We start from the raw sequence: 21,026 nt of genomic DNA on the forward strand, positions 1-21,026 counted from the left end.
CCGCCGTGGCGAGCTGCCGCCCTCGATTGCGCTTCGCTTCATCGAGGCTACAAGGTCGACTGCCCCATGCGTGGCCCTAGCCTGGATGCAGCGAAGCGAAATCCAGGACAGCACCAATCTCCCGCAAAACGTCCGCCGTGGCGAACTGCCGCCCTCGATTGCGCTTCGCTTCATCGAGGCTACAAGGTCGACTGCCCCATGCGTGGCCCGTAGCCTGGATGCAGCGAAGCGAAATCCAGGACAGCGCCAATCTCCCGCAAAACGTCCGCCGTGGCGAGCTGCCGCCCTCGATTGCGCTTCGCTTCATCGAGGCTACAAGGTCACGCGGTCAGCGTCTGGCCCTGGAGCGCATCCGCCAGTCCGGCGACGAATTTCGGCAATGGCAGCTCCAGCCGTGTGATGTTCTGTTCGTCGAGGAAGCGTTGTTCATTGCGGGTCGGGGTGTCGGGCAGCACGGCCCAATGGCGATCCGAGGAGCGCTTCATGATCTGGCGGGCGAAGGCGCGATCGAGCTGGCTGTCGAAACGGCAGCCGACAAACAGGAAATGTTTGTCGCGCCGAATCGCCTGCACGGGCTGCGGGATCGGGGTCTGGATGTCGATCTCGGTCAGGACTTCGACAAAATCGCTGTCCGACACGATGAAATTCGCAGCCGGCGCCACCGAGCCGAGCGGCTGATACAGCAGCGTCGACCACGCCGCGGCTTCATTCGGCACCGGAGAGTAGAGTGGCATGTCCTGCGGCACGAGCTCGTCGGCGACGATGCTCGGCTCGGCGTCGGCGACCTCGCTGCCGTCCGGGCGATAGCAGCCGACCCAGCGGCCGTGATGCTCGGCCTGGCTCAGGCCCTGGACCATGCCCCAGTTGGCGCGCCCGGCCAGCGCTTTCTGCGGCAGGTCGTCGTACCAGGCATGCACCAGCAGCGGCAGCGACGGCAGGGCCGCGAGCATCCGATGCAGTTCGTTGGGCCTGGCCGAGGCGCGAAAGGCCTCGGTCATCATCGCGGTCAGCGTCTTGCGATGCTTGAAATTCTCGATGTACTGCGCCGCGCCGGTGAGATTGCTGCGGACCTTGTGCGGCACCGTGGTCCTGGCGGTCAGCTTGGCGACGAGTTCGAGCGGCGATGTCGGGACGCCGGTGTCGCCGAGCGTCAGGACGCCCGAGCCGAGATACGGAATCACCCGCCCCTCCGCGAAGCTAGCCGCGATGTCACTCAGCGCCTCGACGGTCATGCCGTTCTCCTCTGACTTTCCCCGTCATTGCGAGAAGCACACGGATCGTCGCTTCGCGCCGTCCGAGTACAGGCTCCGCGACGAAGCAATCCAGCTCCGTGCACTGCGCTGGATTGCTTCGCTTCGCTCGCAATGACGAATCAAAAATTCACCCCCGCGCCGCCTTGTGCTGCACCACCACCAGCCCTGTCGCCTTCGCCGTATCGGCCGTGAGGGTCCAGCAATGCTGGCTGCCGTCGACCAGGTAGACGCTGAACCGCGGGTAGTCGCGGAACGGCGCTTCCGCGTCGATGTCGGAGGGATCGCAGGACGTCAGCGACAGATGCGGCAACTGCTGGCGCAGCGCCATCACCGCGCTTCGCTCCGCGTCAGCGCCGCCAAGCAGCGCGTCGAGCCTGGCGACATCGTCGCTGCTGATCGTCATAGCTTGCGGGCTTCGACGGTGATCGGCAGCGGCGTATCGGCCGCCATCGCCGGCAGTTCGAGCTGCCAGCCATTGGCGAGCGTCACCTTGCCGCCCCACAATGCCTCGTTCTCGATCTCGACGATCGGCTCTTCGAGATCCTTCTTGGCCACATAAGCCGACAGCCCCTTCTCGGTCCTGCGGATCATCACTTTCATCGATTTCGGTCCTTGGGTTGGGCCGCCGCAGCGACGTCTTTGAACTAAACAGGCGCGATCTCATGTTCGAGGCAGCCGATGACACGTTGTTCGGCGAACTCGACCAGGTAGACGGGCTGGTTGCTTTCTTCGTGCAGTCCGATCCGCACGATCTCGCCGGCATCGCCGCTCTTCACCAGCAGCGCTTCGTCCGGCTGATCCGGGAAGCTGCCGTCGTTGAACAGGTCGATCTGGGCGCTGACGCGCTGCCCCCATTGATACTTCGGCTCCGGACCCATCACGCCACCTCCTGCTGCGCCGGCTCGACGGCGATCAGCTCTTTGCGCTTCATGCCGACGATGCGCCCCTGCGCGACGAAGTCCACGCCGTAGATGTAGAACTGCTGAAGGAAGGTGCCGATCGAGACCACGTAGCCCTCGTCGCCCTTCTTCACCAGCACCTCGCCGATCTCCTTGCCGGGAAAGGTGCCGTCGTTGCGGATGTTGATCTTGGCCCGCACCTTCTGGCCGTAGTCGAAGTCCGGCGGGCCGTCGAGTTCGACGATGTCGCTGTCGCGGGCGATGTTCATGATGAGGGCTCCGTGGCGGGCTTGGCATTGGGCGAGGCGGGACCGGAGCGCGGCGCGCCGGTGAAGCCGGTGCGGCTGTGCACCAGTTCGCGGACCAGCGGGTCCGGATCATCCAGCAGCCGGCTCAGTTCGTAAGTATCGGCCCGGGTGGCGACTTCGTAGCGGACGCGCCAATCCGTATCGCCGATCATCGCCAGCAGCCGTCCCGGCGACATCCGCTTCGCGGCCTCGAGCCGCACCTCGCCGTCCTTGTCCATCGCGATCTGGGCCACCCACTCCGGGCCGATCCGGCGCGCCACCTCGCGGCGCACGCCGGCATCCGGATCGAGCACCAGCAGCGGCAACAGCGCGGGCGATGCACGCTTCGCCACGACCTGGCGGACATAGTAGTCCTCATCGCCCGCCATCGGGCGCAGATCGTCGTCGCTGAGCACCGAGGCGACGCGGATCCGCACCTCGCGATGCGGATCGCTCCGCAGCGGCAGCAGATAGCGCTTCGGCAGCCGGCGCGCCGCGCTCCAGCGCACGGTCTCGTCAGGGTCCTGGAGCAGCTTCGGCAGCAGGAACACGGTGGCGTAACCGGCCGCGACCGCGCGCGTTTCGAAATAGGGATGATCGAGATAAGCGTCGGCCAGGGCGCGATTCTGCTGGAAAAACCGCTCCAGCCGTCGCGCGTAGCGGTCCTGGGCGCAGGCCTTCTTCAATTCGCACAGCCCGGCGGACAGTAACTCGCGATGCGGACACGACGCGCAATCGATGTCGTTGCCCTGCCAGTCGCGGGCCTCGTCGATGTCAGTCGTCATCGTCGTGCCCAATCCGCTTCCAGACGTCATTGAGCACGCCGGCATTGACCTTGTCGGACGGATCGAGCTCGAGCAGCTTTTCGATCGCCGCATGGCCTTGGTCGAGATCACCGAGGCGCATCCGCAAATATGCATAGGCCTTCAGGGCGAACAGATAGAACCGCGGCAGGATCGCGGCGAAGCTGGAGAACTCCGCGTCGCTGCGCCGAACCTCGCGCCAGTCGGCGTCGAGACCGTTGTCGCGGGCCGCTTTCGCCAGGCAGGTTTCGGCGACGCGCAGGGCTTCCTGTAGCCGGCCTTTGTAGAAATAAAAGCGATACAGCCCGATCAGCACCGCGGCATGATCGGGGGCCAGTGCCTGGGCGTCGCGCAGATGCTGCTCGGCCTCTGCGTCGCTCTGAAAGTCTTCGCCGGCCAATTCGAGGTGGCGCTGCGCGTCGGTCGGCAGCCCCGCACCGAGCAACGCGCCAGCGAGCAGCGCCTGCTCGGGACCGGACATCGTCAGCTCGCCGTGCAGGACATGCGACATCTCACAGCTCCTGCAATTGATGCAGGCCGGCCTTCGGCTTGGCGTCGTCACCGGAGCATTGGCAGGCGGAGGGTTTTGGATCGTGGAACACGAAGCCACTCGACGTCGGCGTCTCCATATAGTCGACGGTGACGCCGTCGAGCAGCTTGCAGGTCGCGTCGGGCATGAACAGCCGCACATCGCCGTGGTCGATAACCTGATCACCCGCGCGCGGCGCCGCCTCGACGTCGAACGCAGCGGTGAAGCCCGAGCAGCCGCCGGACGTCACCGTGAGATGAAAGCCGCCGGCCCCGCCGCTGAACCGGATCATACGGCGGATGAATTTCTCGGCGGAGGGCGTCATGATCAGGTTCATCTCTCACCTCATGCAGCGCGAGCGCGCGGGACGGAATTGTCGATCACGCAGGTGCCGTCGACCGGGCACACGGCGACGCATTGCGGCTGATCGAAATGGCCGATGCATTCGGTGCATTTGGCCGGGTCGATCGCAAATACGCCGCCCTTCTCGAAGATCGCGACGTTGGGGCACTGCGGCTCACAGGCCGAGCAGGAGGTGCACTGTGAACCGACGATCCTGTAAGCCATGCCCGCGCCCCGTTTGCTGTTCGCCTACGCTTCGGTGAAGGCGCCCTGCCGGATCGTCGCGTCGCCGCGGGCGACGTGGCGGATCTCGGATTTGCCGACGCGTTCGAGATAGTCCTTGAAGTAGGCGATCACCGACTGCTCGATATATTCGAACGCGTAGCTCTCGACCGCCTCGATGCCGGCGCCGGCCAGCGAGTCCTTCGGACACATCCCGATCTTGGCGACCAGCACCGCGGTGCAGTCGTTCAGCGCCTTCAGGATCGGCTCGATGCCGGCGTCGCTGGCATAGCCGCCCTCGCAATACAGATCGACGCGGCGGTGGCCGACGAACTTGGCGCCCGCGGTCGACACCTCGTAGATCTGGAATTCGTGGGCGTGGCCGAAGTGCTCGTTGATGACACCGCCGCCCTTGGTGGCGATCGCGACCTGGATCTTGATCGTCGCGGTCTCGTCCGCCAGCGTCGCGAGTTCGCGCTGCTTGGCGGCTGCGATGGCGTCGCGCTCGGCTTCGACCTTGGCCTGATAGGCCTGCCGGCCTGCGAGGTCGTAGGTGACGTCCATCGCCATCACCTTCTCGGTGGTGAACTCGGCGCTGCGGTCTTCGCCGAGCAGGCCGACGGCGTCGGCACGGCACTGCCGGCAGTGGCGCATCATGTTCATCTCGCCTTCGCAGGCGTCCTGCAGCGCCTTGAGCTCCTGCGCGGTCGGGCCGCGCTGACCGGACAGGCCGAACGCCGTGCCGTGCTCGGCTTCGGAAATCAGCGGCATGATGTTGTGCAGGAAGGCGCCGCGCGACTTCACCGCCTTGTTGACCTCGATCAGGTGCTGATCATTGATCCCCGGGATCATCACCGAGTTGACCTTCACCAGGATGCCGCGCGCCACCAGCATCTCTAGGCCGAGCAATTGCCGCTCGCTGAGAATCGTCGAGGCTTCGACGCCGGTGTATCGTCGATGGTTATAGAAGATCCACGGATAGATCTTCGCGCCGACCTCCGGGTCGACCATGTTGATGGTGATGGTGACGTGATCGACATTCATGGCGGCGATCTGCTCGACGTAGTCGGGCAGCATCAGGCCGTTGGTCGACAGGCACAGCTTGATGTCGGGCGCGGTCTCGGTGACCATCTCGAAGGTCTTGAAGGTCTTGGCCGGATTGGCGAGCGCGTCGCCGGGGCCGGCGATGCCGAGCACCGTCATCTGCGGAATGGTCGAGGCCACCGCCACGACTTTGCGCGCGGCCTGCTCCGGGGTCAGCTTCTCGCTGACCACGCCGGGACGGGATTCGTTGGCGCAATCGTATTTGCGATTGCAGTAATTGCACTGGATGTTGCACGCGGGGGCGACCGCGACGTGCATGCGGGCGAAGTGATGATGTGCCTGCTCGGAGTAGCAGGGATGGTTCTTCACCTTCTCCCAAACCTCCGGCGGCAGATCACTTGGCCCGGCGGCTGAGCCGCAGCTGCTCTTGCCGGCGCCGCCGGTGCTGCTGCAGCCGGACGCGGCGGACTTGCGCAGTTCGTCGAAGGAGGTCGCACCGGGCGCGCCGAAATCGTGCAGTTGCAGCAGCTTGGTCATGTCCGGGCCTCTTTCGATCGGCGATGGAGAGGACGACAGCCGACGGTCAAGGCGCCGGCGCGTCGTTCGGTCAAACAGGCGTCAGGCCGGCACGCAGGTGTTGTCGACTGGGCAGACCGAGACGCATTGCGGCTTGTCGAACTGGCCTTCGCATTCGGTGCACTTGGCGGCGTCGATCACATAGGTGCCGCGCTTCATGCTGATCGCAGCATTGGGGCATTCGAATTCACAGGCACCGCAGACGGTGCATTGGGACGTCACGATCTTGTAGGCCATAGAAGGCTCCTCGGTTGAGAGACATTGCGTTACGCATCGTCTTTCAAGCCTCGTGCCAGACTGCTACTTCGTTGATTCTTAGAAGGATTATACGGATGACGCGATCGCGCGACGGTGTCGGGGCCCCGACACTTGTCGCAAGTCTGACAGATGATGGGGCGCTGCGTGAAGACGGGTGATCCAGTCGGTAGGATGTGGTGAGCGAAGCGATCCCATCGGTCTGAGTACGGCTCTGATGGGGTTCGCTCCGTTCAACCCATCCTACCGATACTGCCGCAAAAGCATTGAAGGCCGGGACATGCCCGGCCTTGACGGAGAGAATGGCGACAACTCTCAAAAATGCTTCAGCTCGATGTCGTACTTCTTCAGCGCGTAGCCGATCTGGCGCGGGGTGAGGCCGAGCAGGCGCGCGGCCTTGGCCTGGACCCAGCCGGAGCGTTCCATCGCGCTGACCAGGCGATCGCGTTCGGACATCGGGGCGCCATTGCCTGCTTCAGAGGATGGCGTCACGCCACCGGCGGCGTCGAGCGGCGGCGTTTCGCGCGGCACCACTTCGAGCGGTGCCTTGCGCGGCAACACCTGCAGCGGGATCTGCGGCCGCGGCCGTTCGGGTGCGGGCTCGGCATGGCCCTTCCACAGGATCGCCGACAGGCATTCGTCCTGGTGGCAGGCGAAATCGCTGTCGAGGATCTGCGGCCCCATCGCCAGCGTCGCGGTGCGGCGGACGCAGTTCTCGAGCTCGCGGACATTGCCGGGGAACGAGCAGGCCTTCAGCAGCTCCAGCGCGTGCGGCTCGAACGCCAGCTCGCGATCATTCTCCTTGTTGAAGTTCTTCAGGAACTCGGTCGCCAGCAACGGGATGTCGGTCGGCCGGTCGCGCAGCGGCGGCAGGATCATCGGCACCACGTTGATGCGGTAATACAGATCCGCGCGAAACTCCTTGCGGGCCACCGCCTCTTCCAGATTGCGATTGGTCGCCGCGACGATGCGGACATTGACCTTGATGGTCTGGTTGCCGCCGACCCGCTCGAACTCCTGCTCCTGCAACACGCGAAGCAGCTTGGCCTGGAACGACGCCGAGATCTCGCCGATCTCGTCGAGAAACAGCGTGCCCTTGTCGGCGAGTTCGAACCGGCCCTTGCGGGATTGGATCGCGCCCGTGAACGCGCCCTTCTCGTGACCGAACAATTCGGATTCGAGCACGGACTCCGGCAGCGCCGCGCAATTGATCTTGATGAAAGGCCCGTTGGCGCGCGCCGACAGTTCGTGAATCGCCTTGGCGATCAGCTCCTTGCCGGTGCCCGACTCGCCACGCAGCAGCACCGGAGACTGCGATTTGGCGATGATGCTGACCTTCGCAAGCAGCGTGCGGATCGCCGCGCTTTCGCCGACGATGCCGTCGACGCGAACGCGCTTCTTGTCGCGCTGCGGCTTCAGCTCCAGCAATTCCTTCTGCAGCCGATGGCTCTCCGCCATCAGCCGCTCGCGGTCGCGCGCGACGACACGGTGCAGCTTCACGGTCTGACCGATCAGGTTGGCCACCATGGTGAGGAAGCGGACGTCGGCGTCCATCCGGAAATTGGCGCGGCCGTCGCGCACCCGGTCGATCGTCAGCGTGCCGACCACGCGCGAATCGATCCGGATCGGCACGCCGATGAACGACACGCGCGTCTCCTCGGTGGCGCCGAGCGCCAGGGCGTCTGCCGCGGAGAACATCGGATGCGCCGAGACATTGTCGGCGACCAGCGGCACCGCGGTCGCGACGATCTGGTCGATCGCCTTCTGCGGCAGGCGCGCACGGTAGCGATTGTCGCTGCCTTCGTTCCAGCCGACGCCGACCGTAATATCAGGGACGCCGTCATCGGCCAGCAACGACACCACGCCGTTTCGCATCTGCAGGAACGACTGCAGCAGGTTGACCACGTTAGCCAGCGTGACTTCGAGGCGCGCCGGCGCCGTCAGGATTTTGGAAATTTCGAAGATGCCGGTGAGCGCAATCTCACTCAGCGGTATAGGGTTCTGGTCCATCGGCTTCCGCGATTGCTCGCTCTCGACAAGACGTACTTCGCGCTGAGCCATATCCATCTCCATCGCTCCTGAGCTTTTCCCCCTTTAGTTCTGGAGCGTTGCGGGATTGTGTCTGATCCTCATTCCGATGTCGTGCCCAACTTGGCTGCATCGCTGAGGAAACTGATAGCGGTCACTGCACAGTTCGTCGTCAGAGCGGAAATGTCTGAAACTGTTATGATTACTTAGTTACCAGCGGAAATGGTGCGAGCCTGCATTGATGCAACGCAAAACGAACGTATTAAATGACAGGCAGGCTAACCTTGCGCGATCGGTGATCAACGAAGTAATTGCGAACTATTCGCTTGTGCATCCACGATCATTGGCCATCTGACTAGAGCCCACGCATGATGCACTGCGCCACCCCACCCTCTCCCGTCATCGCCCGCGAAGGCGGGTACCAGTATCGCAGAGCTTCAGTGATCAGCAATCAGCACACCAGAATACTGGATCCCCGCCTTCGCGAGGATGACCCTGTGCGCGGGATCTGCCTCAGAGCCTGACTCAAGACTCAGGCCGAATTCTCGGCCCCATTCTTCGGTGGTCTGGTGTGCTAACAAGCTCCGTCATGGCCGGGCTTGTCCCGGCCATCCACGCCTTTTCTGCATTTTCAGCCGCAAGGCGTGGATGCCCGGCACAAGGCCGGGCATGACGCGTGGAGACGGAAGTGCCCGAACCTGAAGGGCGCACCTCCGGCCAGGCTCTCAGGCCATCACGGGTTCGGCACCGCCTCGACTACACGCGTTGCCCGCCGTTGATGTGGATCTCCTCGCCGGTGACGTAGCTGGCCGCGTCGGAGCAGAGGAAGAACATCACCTTGGCGACTTCCTCCGGTGTTCCGATACGGCGCATCGGGATCGTCGGGGCCAGCATCGCCTCCGTTTCCGGCGACAGGATGTCGGTCTTGATCTCGCCCGGCGCGATCGCATTGACGCGAATTCCGTAGGGTGCGTAGTCGTGCGCCATCTCGCGGGTGAGGCAAGTCAGCGCCGCCTTGGAGGTCGCATAGGCGCTGCCGGCGAACGGGTGCACGCGCGAGCCGACGATCGAGGTGACGTTGACGATCGAGCCCTGGCCGGCGCGTAGTTCGTCGAACAGGCCCTGCGCTAACATCACCGGAGCCAGCAAATTGACGTGAAACACGCTCATCCAGGTCCCGACCGGCGTGTTCAGCGACGTCAGACGTTCGCCCGCATCGCTCTTCGGCGAGATCGCCGCGTTGTTGATCAGCGCGTGCAGCGGCCCGCCGCCGAGCTTCTCCTTCAGCTCGTCGATCGCCCGCGGCACGGCACGGTGATCGGCAAGTTCGACCGCAACGTGGTTCTCGAGCCCTGTCGCCCAGGGGCAGCGATCGTCGGCAAATGGCTGCCGCGAGCAGGTGATGATCCGCCAGCCGGCGTCGGAGAACAGCTTTCCTGTGGCATGGCCGATGCCGCGCGAGGCGCCGGTCAGCACCAGCGTCTTCTGCTTGCCCGAACGCGACTCGCGCTGATCGTTGTGAAACGGACAGGCGCCGGACGTCGGCACGCCAGCCGGATGCCCAGCAGGCTCGTGCGCTCCCGGATCCGGCTGGCCCGTCCCGGGTCCGCCCGGGTGCCCGGGCCGCTCGGCGTGCGCTGGCTCGCTGTGCAAGGACGACCTCCATTGTTTGCTACGCGAGACTTTGCATGAAGCGGGCCAGAAGCCCGCTTGCGGATTTGCTGTGAGAAACGGTGCCTAGCTGCCAGCGAATGTCATGTGCCCGACAAGGCGAGGCCGCGTCGGTCCGACAAATCGTGGTGTTCCTGACAGCTTTGTTCGACCAAAGACGCAGTTCGCAGCATTTGCGGCACTGTTCGGCCGTGGTCCGGCGCTTGCTTATCAGCCGTCACCGTCACCTTGCGACAGTCGAGATCCGGATGCACCAGCCGATCCATGCCAGCCGACGCCGCTTCGCGGTGATGCTCGGGACTAACGAGATCGCATCCGCCGCGGCGGTGCGTCTACATCGCGCGGGCTTCGCCGTGGTGATGTCGCACGATCCTTTCCCGCCGGTGATCCGGCGACGGATGGCTTTTCACGACGCTTTGTATGGCGATCCGGTGTCGGTCGACGGCGTGGCCGGCGTGCGAGCCGACGGCGGCATGCAGATCTATCACGCGCTGCGGCACGCGCCGGAGATCCAGGTGACGTGGCTGCCGCTGACCGACCTGCTGCCGGTGCGATCGATTGATCTGCTGGTTGACGCGCGGATGCAGAAGCATCGCGTCACGCCCGATCTGCGCCGGCTGGCGCGCCTCAGCATCGGCCTCGGGCCCGGCTTCTCCACGGACGTGAATTGCGACGTCGCCATCGAGACCCGGCCGGGCCGCAGCGGGATGATCGTCGCACAGGGCTGGACCGATGCGGCCGATGGCGTCGCCAGCCCGCTCGGCAGCGCCGGCGCCGAGCGCTTCCAATACTCGCAGGCTACCGGACGCTGGCATACGCCGGTCGAGATCGGCAGCCGTGTGTTCAAGGGCTTCGTGCTCGGCCATCTCGGCGGCGAGCCGGTGCGCGCGCCGTGCGATGGCATCGTCCGCGGCGTCGTGCGCGACGGCAGCGACGTTCCGGCCCGGGTCAAACTGCTGGAGATCGACCCCCGCGGCCGCCACGCTCAATGGACCGGCATCGATAGCCGCGGCCGAACGATTGCCGAAGCGGTGTGCCGGGCGGCGGGCAAGCTCGACGAGATGACGGCGGCGCGGACTTACGTGAGAGTCTGAATCACGTTCGCGCGCTGGGGTCTCGACTCCGTCATTGCGAGCGAAGCGAAGCAATCCAGCGCGCTGCTCGGCGCTTCTGGATTGCTTCGCTTCGCTCGCAATGACCCGGGGTGAGGCTTGCGAACACCTCTGACGAAATCAGCTCACCCCGCGCCCAGCGCGACGGCGGCGTTGTAGGTGATCAGGCTGGCGATGTAAGCCAGCGCGAACATGTAGATGAAGGTGACGCCCATCCAGCGCCAGCTGCCGGTTTCGCGCTTGATCACCGCCAGGGTCGAGGCGCATTGCGGGGCGAAGATGAACCACGCCAGCAGCGACAGCGCGGTGGCGAGGCTCCACTTGGTTGCCAGCACCTGGCCGATCTGCTCGGCCGCTTCCTTGCCGCCCTCGATCGCATAGACGGTGCCGAGGCCGGCGACCGCGACTTCGCGCGCCGCCATGCCGGGGATCAGCGCGACCGCGATCTGCCAGTTGAAGCCGAGCGGTGCCAACACCGGCTCGATGGCGTGGCCGATGATCGAGGCGAGGCTGTAGTCGATCGCCGGCTCGGTGGCGCCGGCCGGCGGCCGCGGAAACGAAGCCAGGAACCAGATCAGCACCATCATCGAAAAGATCGTGGTGCCGGCGCGCTGCAGGAACATCTTGGCGCGGATATAGATGCCGATCGCGACGCTCTTCAGCCGCGGCATCTTGTAGTCCGGCAGCTCCAGCATGAACGGCGCGGGCTCGTAGTCGCGCCACATGAAGAACTTGATCAGCGCCGAAACCGCCAGCGCGCTGGCGATGCCGGCCGCGTACAGCCCGAACATCACCAGACCCTGCAGATTGATCCAGCCGAACACCTGTTTGGACGGAATGAACGCCGAGATGATCAGCGTGTAAACCGGGATGCGCGCCGAGCAGGTCATCAGCGGCGCGATCAGGATGGTGGTCAACCGGTCGCGCTTATTGTCGATCACCCGCGTCGCCATGATGCCGGGAATGGCGCAGGCAAAGCTCGACAGCAGCGGGATGAAGGCGCGGCCATGCAGCCCGGCGCCGCCCATGATGCGGTCCATCAGGAACGCCGCGCGCGCCATGTAGCCGAAATCTTCCAGCAGCAGGATGAACAGGAAGATGATGATGATCTGCGGCAGGAATACCAGCACGCTGCCGACGCCGGAGATCACGCCGTTCTGCAGGAAGCTCTGCAGCAACCCGTCCGGCAGCGTGTCGTGCACCACCTGACCGAGCGCCTCGAAGCCGCCGGAGATCAGATCCATCAGCGGCTGCGCCCAGATGAACACCGCCTGGAACATCACGAACAGGATCACCAGCAGCAGCACCAGCCCGGCGACCGGATGCAGCACCACCGAGTCGACCTTGGCGGTCACGGTGTGCGGCCGAGCCGGCAGGCTGACGCATTCGGCGATGATGCGATCGGCCTCGCGCTGCAGGGCGCGCAGTTCGGCCGTGGACAGCGGATGCCAATTGTCCGACGACTGCACAGCCGGCATGTGCGCCGCCATCTCGTCGGTGCGCTTCAGCAGCTCGGCAGTGCCGCCCTTGCGCACGGCGATCGACGTCACGACCGGGATGCCGAGCATCTCGGTCAGCTTCTCGACATCGACGGTGACGCCGCGGCGCATGGCGATGTCGTACATGTTGAGCACGAGCATCAGCGGCCGGCCGGTGGCCTTGAGCTCGAGCATCAGCCGGAAGGTCAGGCGCAGGTTGGTGGAGTCGGCGACGCACAGCACCAGATCCGGAACCTGCTCGCCGGCCCGGCGGCCGAGCACGACGTCACGAGTGATCTCTTCATCCGGACTGCGGCCGCGCAGCGAATAGGTGCCGGGCAGGTCGAGCAGGCTGACGCTGCGGCCGGCCGGCGTGGTGAACACCCCGGCCTTGCGTTCGACCGTCACGCCCGGATAGTTCGCCACCTTCTGGCGGCTGCCGGTCAGCGCGTTGAACAGCGAGGTCTTGCCGCTGTTCGGCGTTCCCACCAGCGCAAGATTGATGGACTGCGTTTCGATCGTGCTCATCGCGCAATCGTCACATCAATACGACGGCCATCGCTTCGCGGCGGCGGACGGCGATCGTGACGTTGTCGACCCGAACCGCGATCGGGTCACGTCCGATGATACCTTCGTGCAGCACTTCGACCTTAGCGCCCTCGACGAAACCGAGCTCGATCAGTCGGCTTTCCAGCTCGACCGGCTGCAGCGCCGATGCAACCCGCTGCGAGTCGATCGCTTGCACCACGCCGCGATAGCCGCGCCGCGCATTGCCAAGCAGGATGGGCTTGTGGCCGTCGTGATGCAGGTTTGAGGTCATCGCCCGTTCTTCCAATCGTGGCCGCGGAGGTCAAGAGATTCAGCCCTGCGCCGCTCGGAGTTTAGAACGATTGTAACAGGCGCTATCAATTCGCATCTATGCCGACTCCACTACAAAACGGTTTGATCTGGCACAATTTGGCCGCGACTTTGCACGTTTCGCAGCTTGGCAGATGTGATGAGCCCGCGGCCCATGCGTCAAAGGCGGCACCCCAGCCGCCCAAATTCATAAACCATGGGTCTTGATCGCAGCCGTCGAGTCGCGGCCGTTAAGCCTTCGATCAGCGCAGGCTGAGAGGGTGGCACCGGGGATCAGGACACCTCGGCAGGAAGCAAGTTCCGCGCGAGTGGTCCGAAACAGGGGACGACCATGGCCGCACGCACGACCAAGACCAAACACCGCCAACAGGCCGCTGCGGCGCCGACCACGGCAGGACTCGCCGGTGTCATCGCACTGAACCTCACCAACATGGCCGCCGTGATGGCATCATCCGGAACGGTTTTGCTGTGCTTGCTGATCGTCAAGCGGTTCTGATGCTGTCCGTCACGCGCACGACCTCGTGGTGAGGTGGCGCGTAGCGCAGTCTTGTATCATGGCTGCAGGCGATGCGTTGTCCTCCATTCGAGACGCCCGGATTCGCCGGGCTCCTTCCTTAGAGCCTGGCGCAAAGCTGAGCCGACTTTTCAGCCTTTTCTGAAAGCTTAGTTTGCCCGCGAACTCGGTCGTGCCGAGCTTGTCGCGGCCATGCCCGCGTTTCCAGCATCATCAGCAGCAAGGCGTGGATGCCCGGCACAAAGGCCGGGCATGACGCGGGGAAACGAAGGTGCCGAAATCGGACGGGCGCGTTTCCGCTCAGGCTCTCAGGATGAGGAGTCGGTGCGGACCTGTCCGATAGCCAGGCTTGTCCCGGCTATCGGACGGAACGAGATGGACTCGCTGATCTACGCCGCCGCGAGCTTGAGCTGATTGCGCCAGTTCGGATACAGCTTGTCGGCGTCCTGCGGGAAGCTCTCGAAAGCGCGGGCTAATTCGCGGTGATCCTTGGCGAACTCGACCGGGTCGGCCCCAAGCTTCCAGCACTGCTCGGCCTGGCGTAGCGACTTCGCGCCGGCCGCGCCGCCGTCGAGATGGCCGAACGCGCCGCCGCCTGCTGTCATAATCAGGTTGGAGTGGCCGAGGTTGTCGAAGAAGCCCGGCATCCGCAGCGCATTCATGCCGCCCGAGATGATCGGTGTGGTCGGATTGAGGCCAAGCCATTCCTGATGGAAATGCGGACCATCAGCCGAGTCCTGCGTGATCATGAAGGCCGACGCGCGGTCGGAGGCTTCGCCCTCCATCTTGCCGAAGCCCATCGTGCCGACATGGATGCCCGAGGCGCCCTGCAGCCGGGCCATCTTCGACAGCACGAAGGCGGTGTAGCCGCGCTTGCTCTGCGGCGACGTCACGGCGCCGTGACCGGCGCGGTGATAGTGCAGATACTGCTTCGGGAAACGGCGGCGAGCGGTGGTCACCGCGGCCGGACCGGCAACGTAGCCGTCGACCAGGAAGGCGACGTGATCGGCGTTGTCGGCGAACGTTTCGAGGATGTATTCGCCGCGCGCCACCATCTCGTAGTGATCGTCGGCGGTGATGTTGAACGAGAACAGCTTGGCCTCGCCGGTCTTATCCTGCGCCCGGCGCATCGCGTCCGCGACGGCGCGCACCGTGTCCTTGAACGGCGCGAACACCTGGTTGCCCTGCGGCTCGTCGTTCTTGATAAAGTCGCCGCCGAGCCAGAAATCGTAGCAGGCGTTAGCGAAGGGCTGCGGCCGCAGGCCGAGCTTCGGCTTGATGATGGTGCCGACGATGAAGCCGCCGTCGACCACCGGTCGGCCGAGCACGCGCCAAAGATCCTTGATCGTGGTCGACGGTCCGTCGAACAGCTTCAAGTAAGCCGGCGGCACATAGAAGTCGTACATCTTGGCGTATTCGACGTCGCCCATGCCCTGATTGTTGCCGATCGTCAGCGTCAGGAACGAGGCGATCATGGCGCGGCCGTCGATCACGTTGCGATCGAACAGCTCGATCGGATAGGCGATCTTCATCAGCTGCTTGGCTTCGTCGATCTCGTACACCAGCGCGTCGACGCCGCGGGTGAAGTCGTCGGTCGTCGAGACTTCGACATTTGTACCGGTCGACGATTCAGCCGCGAAGTGCGCGGCGGTTTGCAGGAAATTGCCGAAGCCGTCCTTCGGCTTGATGATGTAGGCGCACAGCACGTGGCGTCCGCCCGCGATCAGATCGCTCTCTTTGAGGTTGAGATTGGCGTAGCGATTGGACTGGTCCATGTCGAACTCCTGAGTACCGGCCATTGCCGGCGTGATGCATCCCGAAAATTCGCCGCGCAGACGCGCGGCCGCGCGGAGACCCTGCTCCCCGCGCGTCAACACTCCCCGTGATTTCTTGAGCCCGCGGTTAGTCCGCGGGTCCTGATCGCGCCGCGCTATTCGGCGGCGTGGGCGACCTGGCCGATCTGCGGATCGAGCGCACCGGCCTTGTAGCGCTTGGCCATTTCGGCCATCGGCACGACCTTGATCTTGCTGGCATGGCCGGCGGTGCCGAACTGCTCGAAGCGGAGCCGGCAGACGTCGCGCATCGCATCCATCGCCGGCTTCAAGAACTTGCGCGGATCGAACTCAGCCTTGTTCTGGGTCGCCACTTTCCGGAACACGCCGGTCATCGCCAAACGGCAATCGGTGTCGATGTTGACCTTGCGGACGCCGTGCTTGATGCCGCGCACGATCTCCTCGACCGGCACACCAAACGTCTGCGGCATCGCGCCGCCGAACTCGTTGAAGATGTCCTGCAGGTCCTGCGGCACCGACGACGAGCCGTGCATGACGAGGTGCGTGTTCGGCAGGCGGCGATGGATCTCTTCGACCACCTTCATGGCCAGCACGTCGCCGTCCGGCTTGCGCGAGAACTTGTAGGCGCCGTGCGAGGTGCCCATCGCGATCGCCAGCGCGTCGACCTTGGTGGCGCGCACGAAGTCGACCGCCTGGTCCGGGTCGGTCAGCAGCTGTTCGCGGCTGACCTTGCCCTCGACGCCGTGGCCGTCTTCCTGCTCGCCGCCGCCGTGTTCGAGCGAGCCTAGCACGCCGAGCTCACCTTCCACCGAGGCGCCGACCCAGTGCGCCATGTCGGTGACGCGGCGGGTGATGTCGACATTGTACTGATAGTCCGCTGCCGTCTTGGCGTCCGCCTTGAGCGAGCCGTCCATCATCACCGAGGTGAAGCCGTAGCGGATCGCGGTGGCGCAGGTGGCCTCGTCGTTGCCGTGGTCCTGATGCATGCACAGCGGGATGTCCGGATACATCTCGGCCAGCGCATCGATCATCTTGGCCAGCATGATGTCGTTGGCGTAGGAGCGCGCGCCGCGCGACGCCTGGATGATCACCGGCGCGTCGACCGCAGCCGCCGCCTCCATGATCGCCAGGCCCTGCTCCATGTTGTTGATGTTGAAGGCGGGCACGCCGTAGCCGTGCTCGGCGGCGTGATCCAGCAATTGCCTCAGGGTGATACGCGCCATGATGTCTCCTACTGACTAACCGTTTTACGACCCGGGGTCGTGATGATTCGAACTTGGCTCAATGCTTGCCGCGGGCGATCGCGGCCTTGGCGGCGTCCACCACCGCGTCGGTGGTGATGCCGAACTTTTGGTACAGCACCGGCGCGGGCGCCGAGGCACCGAAGCCGGTCATGCCGACGAAAGCGCCGCCATCGCCGATCCAGCGCCGCCAATCGGTGTCGCGCGCGGCCTCGATGCCGACCCGCGGCGCGCTACCGAGCACGCTGGCCCGATACGCGTCGTCCTGTTCGGCGAACAGTTCGAAGCACGGCGCCGACACCACCGCGGCCTTGATACCATCGGCCTCGAGCTTGCAGGCCGCTTCCAGCGCGAGTGAGACTTCCGAGCCGGTGGCGATCAGTGTGACATCGCGGGCGCCCGGATCGATGACCAAATAAGCGCCACGCGCCACCGGATTGTCGGTGACGCCGTTTGGGCGCGGCAGCATCGGCAGCGCCTGGCGCGACAGCGCCAGAACCGAGGGCCGGTGCGCCTGCTTCAACGCAACGTCCCAGGCCTGCGCGGTCTCGATCGCATCGGCCGGGCGGAACACCAGCACGTTGGGGATCGCACGCAGCGAGGCGACGTGCTCGACCGGCTGATGCGTCGGGCCGTCCTCGCCAAGGCCGATCGAGTCGTGGGTCAGCACATGGATGACGCGCACCCCCATCAGCGCCGCGAGGCGGATCGCCGGCCGGCTGTAGTCGGCGAACACCAGGAAAGTGCCGCCGAACGGGATGAAGCCGCCATGCAGAGCGATGCCGTTCATCGCCGCCGCCATGCCGAATTCGCGGATGCCGTAGTGCAGATAGTTGCCGCCGAACGCGCCCGGCTTCACCGAAGCAGAGCCCTTGGCCTGCGTGAGGTTGGAATGCGTTAGGTCGGCCGAGCCGCCGAGCAGGTTCGGCGATGCCGGCACCAGCGCGTTGATGGTGAGCTGCGACGCCTGACGAGTGGCGATCGACGGCTTCTCCGCCGCGAAGCCGGCGATCAGCGCCTTCAGCGCCGGCTCGTAGTCGGCCGACAGCTTGCCGGCAAGGTTGTTCTCGAAGCCGGCGCGGGTCGCGGCATCGAGATCGCCGAGACGCTGCGTCCAGGCCTGATGCACCGCCTTGCCGCGGCTACCGGCTTCGCGCCAGCGCGCCAGAATCGCGTCCGGCACTTCGAACGCCGGATAGGGCCAGCCGAGCGCCGCGCGGGTCTTCTCGATTTCCTCGGCGCCGAGCGGCGCGCCGTGCGCCTTCTCGGTGCCCTCCACCTTCGGCGAACCAAAGCCGATCTTGGTGCGGCAGGCGATCAGCGACGGACGGTCGCTCGCCTTGGCGGCCTCGATCGCCGCCGCCACCGCGTCCGGATCATGGCCATCGACGCGCGTGGTGGCCCAGCCCGACGCGGCGAAGCGCGCCAGCTGATCGTCCGAACAGGACAGCGAGGTGTTGCCGTCGATCGAGATGTGGTTGTCGTCCCACAGCACGATCAGCTTGTTCAGCTTGAGATGGCCGGCCAGCGAGATCGCCTCGTGGCTGACGCCTTCCATCAGGCAGCCGTCGCCGGCGATCACATAGGTCGTGTGATCGACCAGAGCGTCGCCGTAGCGGGCGTTCATCATGCGTTCGGCGAGCGCCATGCCGACCGAGGTGGCGAGTCCCTGGCCGAGCGGGCCGGTGGTGGTCTCGACGCCTTGCGTATGGCCGTATTCCGGATGGCCGGCGGTCTTCGATCCCCATTGCCGGAATGCCTTGATCTCGTCGATCGTCATTTCCGGATAGCCGGTGAGATGCAGCAGCGCATACAGCAGCATCGAGCCATGGCCGGCCGACAGCACGAAGCGGTCGCGGTCCGGCCAGGCCGGATCGGTCGGATCGAACTTCAGGAAGCGGGTGAACAGCACCGTGGCAACGTCGGCCATGCCCATCGGCATGCCGGGGTGACCGGATTTCGCCTTCTCCACCGCGTCGATGGCGAGGAAGCGGATCGCGTTCGCCATGTCGCGATGGCTGACCTGATCGTGGAGTTCGCGTGCGGAGATATTCAAGCCGGCCTCCCGGAAATGAAGTGAGTACGCATCGGTTATTTCACGCCGCGCTTGCGGTCGATCAGCTGCATGATCAGCGGGGTGAGGATCAGCTGCATCGCCAGATCGAGCTTGGCGCCGTGGATCACGATCGAATTGGCGCGCGACATGAAGCTGCCCTGGATCATCGACAGCAGATAGGCGAAGTCGATGCCGCGCGGGTTCTTGAAGCGGATCACCACCATCGATTCGTCGGCGGTCGGGATCCAGCGGGCGATGAACGGGTTCGAGGTGTCGACCGTCGGCACGCGCTGAAAGTTGATGTCGGTCTCGGCGAATTGCGGCACGATGTAGTGCACGTAGTCCGGCATGCGGCGCAGGATGGTGTCGGTCACCGCCTCGGTGGAGTAACCGCGCGCTGCGCGGTCGCGGTGCAGCTTCTGGATCCATTCGAGGTTGATCACCGGCACCACGCCGATCTTGAGGTCGGCATGCTGCGCGACGTTGACCTTGTCGGTGATCACCGCGCCGTGCAGGCCTTCGTAGAACAACAGGTCGGACTGCGGATCGAGATCGCGCCAGCCGGTGAAGTTGCCGGGCGGCACGCCGTGCAGCGCCGCTTCTTCGTCGTCGTGGACATAGTGCCGGGTGCGGCCGGTGCCCTTTTCGGCGTAGTCGCGGAAGGTCTGCTCCAGCTCCTCGAACAAATTAGTCTCGGGGCTGAAATGACTGAAGTGGCGATTGCCGCGCTCGGCCTCCTCGGCCATCCTGTTGCGCATGTCGATGCGGTTGTAGCGATGGAACGCGTCGCCCTCGATGAAGGCGGCATTGACGTTCTCGCGGCGAAAGATCTGCTCGAACGTTTTCTTCACCGACGTGGTGCCGGCGCCGGACGAGCCGGTGATGGAGATGATCGGGTGCTTGCGGGACATGGAGTGTACTTCCAGAGGGACTGCGAAATCAGACGCGGAACAGGCCGCGGCGGCCGAACAGCGGCGCGGTGCGCGCGGCGGCGCTCGGATCGGTGTGCAGCTGCTCGATGCGGTTGACCTTTTCGAGCGAGCCCATGATCAGCGGCGAGCGCTGATGGATCGCGCGGGCGACAAGATCGAGCACGCGCTCGCGCCCAGTCGATGCCGCGCCGCCGGCCTGCTCCATCACGAAGGCCATCGGGTGAGTCTCGTACAACAGCCGCAGCCGGCCATCGCCATAGCCGGGGCGCTGATCGGCCGGATACAGAAACACGCCGCCGCGGGTCAGGATGCGATACGCCTCGGCCACCAGCGAGCCGATCCAGCGCATGTTGAAGTCCTTGGCGCGCGGGCCGTCAGCGCCGGCGATGCACTCGTCGACGAAGTCGCGCACCGGCTGTTCCCAGTGGCGATGGTTCGAGGCGTTGATGGCGTATTCGGCGGTGTCGGCGGGCACCGTCACTTTCTCGCGGATCAGCCGATAGTGTTTCGCCTTGCGGTCGAGCGTGAAGATGTCGACGCCGTCGCCGAGCGTCAGCACCAGCGAGGTCTGCGGGCCGTACACCACGAAGCCGGCGGCGAGCTGACAGCTGCCCGGCGCGCTGAACGGCGCCACGCCGGCCTCGTTCGGGATGATCGAGAAGATGGTGCCGACCGTCATGTTGGTGTCGATGTTCGACGAGCCGTCGAGCGGATCGTAGGCGATCGAGATCGGCGCCAGCGGGTCGCCCATCACCAGCGTGTCGGATTCCTCCGAGGCGAGTGCCGCATAGGGCACGTCTTTCAGCGCGGCCAGGATGGCCTCGTCCGCCTTGACGTCGAGATCCTTCTGCACGTCGCCATCGGCATTGGCGCCGCCATGCGCCGCGCCGGTGATGCCGGCCAGTGCGCCCTGCCCGATCAGTTCGGAGATCGTAACCGAAGCCCCGGCGATGGCGCCGACCGCGGCCGCGACCGCGCGCGTCCGCGTATCAGTGCCGCAACACTCCAAGAGACGTGACAGCGTCTGACCCTGATCCATGCTCGATCCCCCATTCCAAAGCCCAGCTTCCGCCATCCCTCGGGCCCGGTGCCGGGAGCTTGTGAGCCGATGGACCCCATAAGAGAAGCTTGTT

At 65.1% G+C, this 21,026-nt stretch carries 22 protein-coding genes; 2 read left to right on the forward strand and 20 right to left on the reverse strand.

The features are described 5' to 3' along the window. Nucleotides 1-320 precede the first annotated feature (320 nt). The 13 genes from D4Q52_RS20070 to D4Q52_RS20130 form a co-directional block, all read right to left on the reverse strand. A complete protein-coding gene (locus tag D4Q52_RS20070) occupies nt 321-1,232 on the reverse strand; it encodes an SIR2 family protein (RefSeq protein WP_119858351.1) in 912 nt (303 codons plus the stop codon). A 148-nt stretch (nt 1,233-1,380) separates the two neighbouring features. Beyond that, nucleotides 1,381-1,656: a hypothetical protein gene (locus D4Q52_RS20075; RefSeq protein WP_119858352.1), complete on the reverse strand. Its 276-nt coding sequence runs from the start codon at nt 1,654-1,656 to the stop codon at nt 1,381-1,383. Beyond that, nucleotides 1,653-1,853 (reverse strand): putative nitrogen fixation protein NifT, encoded by a 201-nt coding sequence (gene nifT, locus D4Q52_RS20080; RefSeq protein WP_022721823.1) that lies wholly within the window; start codon nt 1,851-1,853, stop codon nt 1,653-1,655. Before nifT ends, D4Q52_RS20075 begins: the two co-directional genes overlap by 4 nt. Nucleotides 1,854-1,897: 44 nt before the next feature. Further along, a complete protein-coding gene (locus D4Q52_RS20085) occupies nt 1,898-2,131 on the reverse strand; it encodes a nitrogen fixation protein NifZ (RefSeq protein ID WP_119858353.1) in 234 nt (77 codons plus the stop codon). Then, nucleotides 2,131-2,421, reverse strand: a complete 291-nt coding sequence (locus D4Q52_RS20090) for a nitrogen fixation protein NifZ (RefSeq protein WP_119858354.1) — start codon at nt 2,419-2,421, stop codon at nt 2,131-2,133. The genes D4Q52_RS20085 and D4Q52_RS20090 overlap by 1 nt, the downstream gene beginning before the upstream one ends. Beyond that, a complete protein-coding gene (locus tag D4Q52_RS20095) occupies nt 2,418-3,224 on the reverse strand; it encodes a 4Fe4S-binding leucine-rich repeat protein (RefSeq protein ID WP_119858355.1) in 807 nt (268 codons plus the stop codon). The genes D4Q52_RS20090 and D4Q52_RS20095 overlap by 4 nt, the downstream gene beginning before the upstream one ends. Beyond that, entirely contained in the window at nt 3,214-3,753 is a 540-nt protein-coding gene (locus D4Q52_RS20100; protein ID WP_119858356.1) for a tetratricopeptide repeat protein, read from the reverse strand. The genes D4Q52_RS20095 and D4Q52_RS20100 overlap by 11 nt, the downstream gene beginning before the upstream one ends. A 1-nt stretch (nt 3,754) precedes the next feature. Beyond that, complete coding sequence (locus D4Q52_RS20105; RefSeq protein ID WP_119858357.1) at nt 3,755-4,108, reverse strand: HesB/IscA family protein; 354 nt, start codon at nt 4,106-4,108, stop codon at nt 3,755-3,757. A gap of 8 nt (nt 4,109-4,116) precedes the next feature. After that, nucleotides 4,117-4,338 (reverse strand): ferredoxin, encoded by a 222-nt coding sequence (locus tag D4Q52_RS20110; protein ID WP_119858358.1) that lies wholly within the window; start codon nt 4,336-4,338, stop codon nt 4,117-4,119. Nucleotides 4,339-4,362: 24 nt separating this feature from the next. Beyond that, entirely contained in the window at nt 4,363-5,916 is a 1,554-nt protein-coding gene (gene nifB / locus D4Q52_RS20115; protein WP_119858359.1) for a nitrogenase cofactor biosynthesis protein NifB, read from the reverse strand. 81 nt (nt 5,917-5,997) lie between these two features. Continuing rightward, nucleotides 5,998-6,192, reverse strand: a complete 195-nt coding sequence (locus D4Q52_RS20120) for a 4Fe-4S binding protein (RefSeq protein WP_054161698.1) — start codon at nt 6,190-6,192, stop codon at nt 5,998-6,000. Nucleotides 6,193-6,525: 333 nt separating this feature from the next. Then, nucleotides 6,526-8,271, reverse strand: coding sequence for a nif-specific transcriptional activator NifA (gene nifA, locus D4Q52_RS20125; protein WP_119858413.1), 1,746 nt, complete (start codon nt 8,269-8,271; stop codon nt 6,526-6,528). A gap of 723 nt (nt 8,272-8,994) precedes the next feature. Continuing rightward, a complete protein-coding gene (locus D4Q52_RS20130; protein WP_234831266.1) occupies nt 8,995-9,786 on the reverse strand; it encodes an SDR family NAD(P)-dependent oxidoreductase in 792 nt (263 codons plus the stop codon). Between the two features lie 371 nt (nt 9,787-10,157). Between D4Q52_RS20130 and D4Q52_RS20135 the strand changes: the two genes are divergently transcribed. Then, the gene (locus D4Q52_RS20135; RefSeq protein ID WP_119858361.1) at nt 10,158-11,003 is read left to right on the forward strand and encodes a xanthine dehydrogenase; all 846 of its coding nucleotides are present in this window, start codon (nt 10,158-10,160) and stop codon (nt 11,001-11,003) included. A gap of 143 nt (nt 11,004-11,146) precedes the next feature. Here the strand turns inward: D4Q52_RS20135 and feoB are convergent, their stop codons facing one another. Both feoB and D4Q52_RS20145 read right to left on the reverse strand, forming a co-directional pair. Then, nucleotides 11,147-13,027: a ferrous iron transporter B gene (gene feoB / locus D4Q52_RS20140; RefSeq protein WP_182915377.1), complete on the reverse strand. Its 1,881-nt coding sequence runs from the start codon at nt 13,025-13,027 to the stop codon at nt 11,147-11,149. Nucleotides 13,028-13,037: 10 nt separating this feature from the next. Next, the gene (locus D4Q52_RS20145; RefSeq protein WP_119858362.1) at nt 13,038-13,319 is read right to left on the reverse strand and encodes a FeoA family protein; all 282 of its coding nucleotides are present in this window, start codon (nt 13,317-13,319) and stop codon (nt 13,038-13,040) included. A 369-nt stretch (nt 13,320-13,688) separates the two neighbouring features. On the opposite strand from D4Q52_RS20145, the gene D4Q52_RS26560 reads away from it, so the two are divergent. Beyond that, nucleotides 13,689-13,853, forward strand: coding sequence for a hypothetical protein (locus D4Q52_RS26560; protein WP_182915378.1), 165 nt, complete (start codon nt 13,689-13,691; stop codon nt 13,851-13,853). A 407-nt stretch (nt 13,854-14,260) separates the two neighbouring features. On the opposite strand, the gene D4Q52_RS20150 is transcribed toward D4Q52_RS26560, so the two are convergent. From D4Q52_RS20150 to D4Q52_RS20170, 5 genes are all read right to left on the reverse strand, one after another. Beyond that, nucleotides 14,261-15,646, reverse strand: coding sequence for a ribulose-bisphosphate carboxylase (locus D4Q52_RS20150; protein WP_119858415.1), 1,386 nt, complete (start codon nt 15,644-15,646; stop codon nt 14,261-14,263). Nucleotides 15,647-15,801: 155 nt separating this feature from the next. Next, nucleotides 15,802-16,887 carry a class II fructose-bisphosphate aldolase gene (fba, locus tag D4Q52_RS20155; RefSeq protein ID WP_119858363.1) on the reverse strand — a complete coding sequence of 362 codons (1,086 nt, stop codon included), beginning with the start codon at nt 16,885-16,887 and terminating at the stop codon, nt 15,802-15,804. 58 nt (nt 16,888-16,945) lie between these two features. Further along, the gene (tkt, locus tag D4Q52_RS20160; RefSeq protein ID WP_119858364.1) at nt 16,946-18,961 is read right to left on the reverse strand and encodes a transketolase; all 2,016 of its coding nucleotides are present in this window, start codon (nt 18,959-18,961) and stop codon (nt 16,946-16,948) included. A gap of 35 nt (nt 18,962-18,996) precedes the next feature. Continuing rightward, entirely contained in the window at nt 18,997-19,872 is an 876-nt protein-coding gene (locus D4Q52_RS20165; RefSeq protein ID WP_054161766.1) for a phosphoribulokinase, read from the reverse strand. 28 nt (nt 19,873-19,900) lie between these two features. Next, nucleotides 19,901-20,932 carry a class 1 fructose-bisphosphatase gene (locus tag D4Q52_RS20170; protein WP_119858365.1) on the reverse strand — a complete coding sequence of 344 codons (1,032 nt, stop codon included), beginning with the start codon at nt 20,930-20,932 and terminating at the stop codon, nt 19,901-19,903. Nucleotides 20,933-21,026 lie beyond the last annotated feature (94 nt).

The sequence above is a fragment of the Rhodopseudomonas palustris genome, assembly GCF_003591005.1.
GTDB classification, from domain to species: domain Bacteria; phylum Pseudomonadota; class Alphaproteobacteria; order Rhizobiales; family Xanthobacteraceae; genus Rhodopseudomonas; species Rhodopseudomonas palustris_K.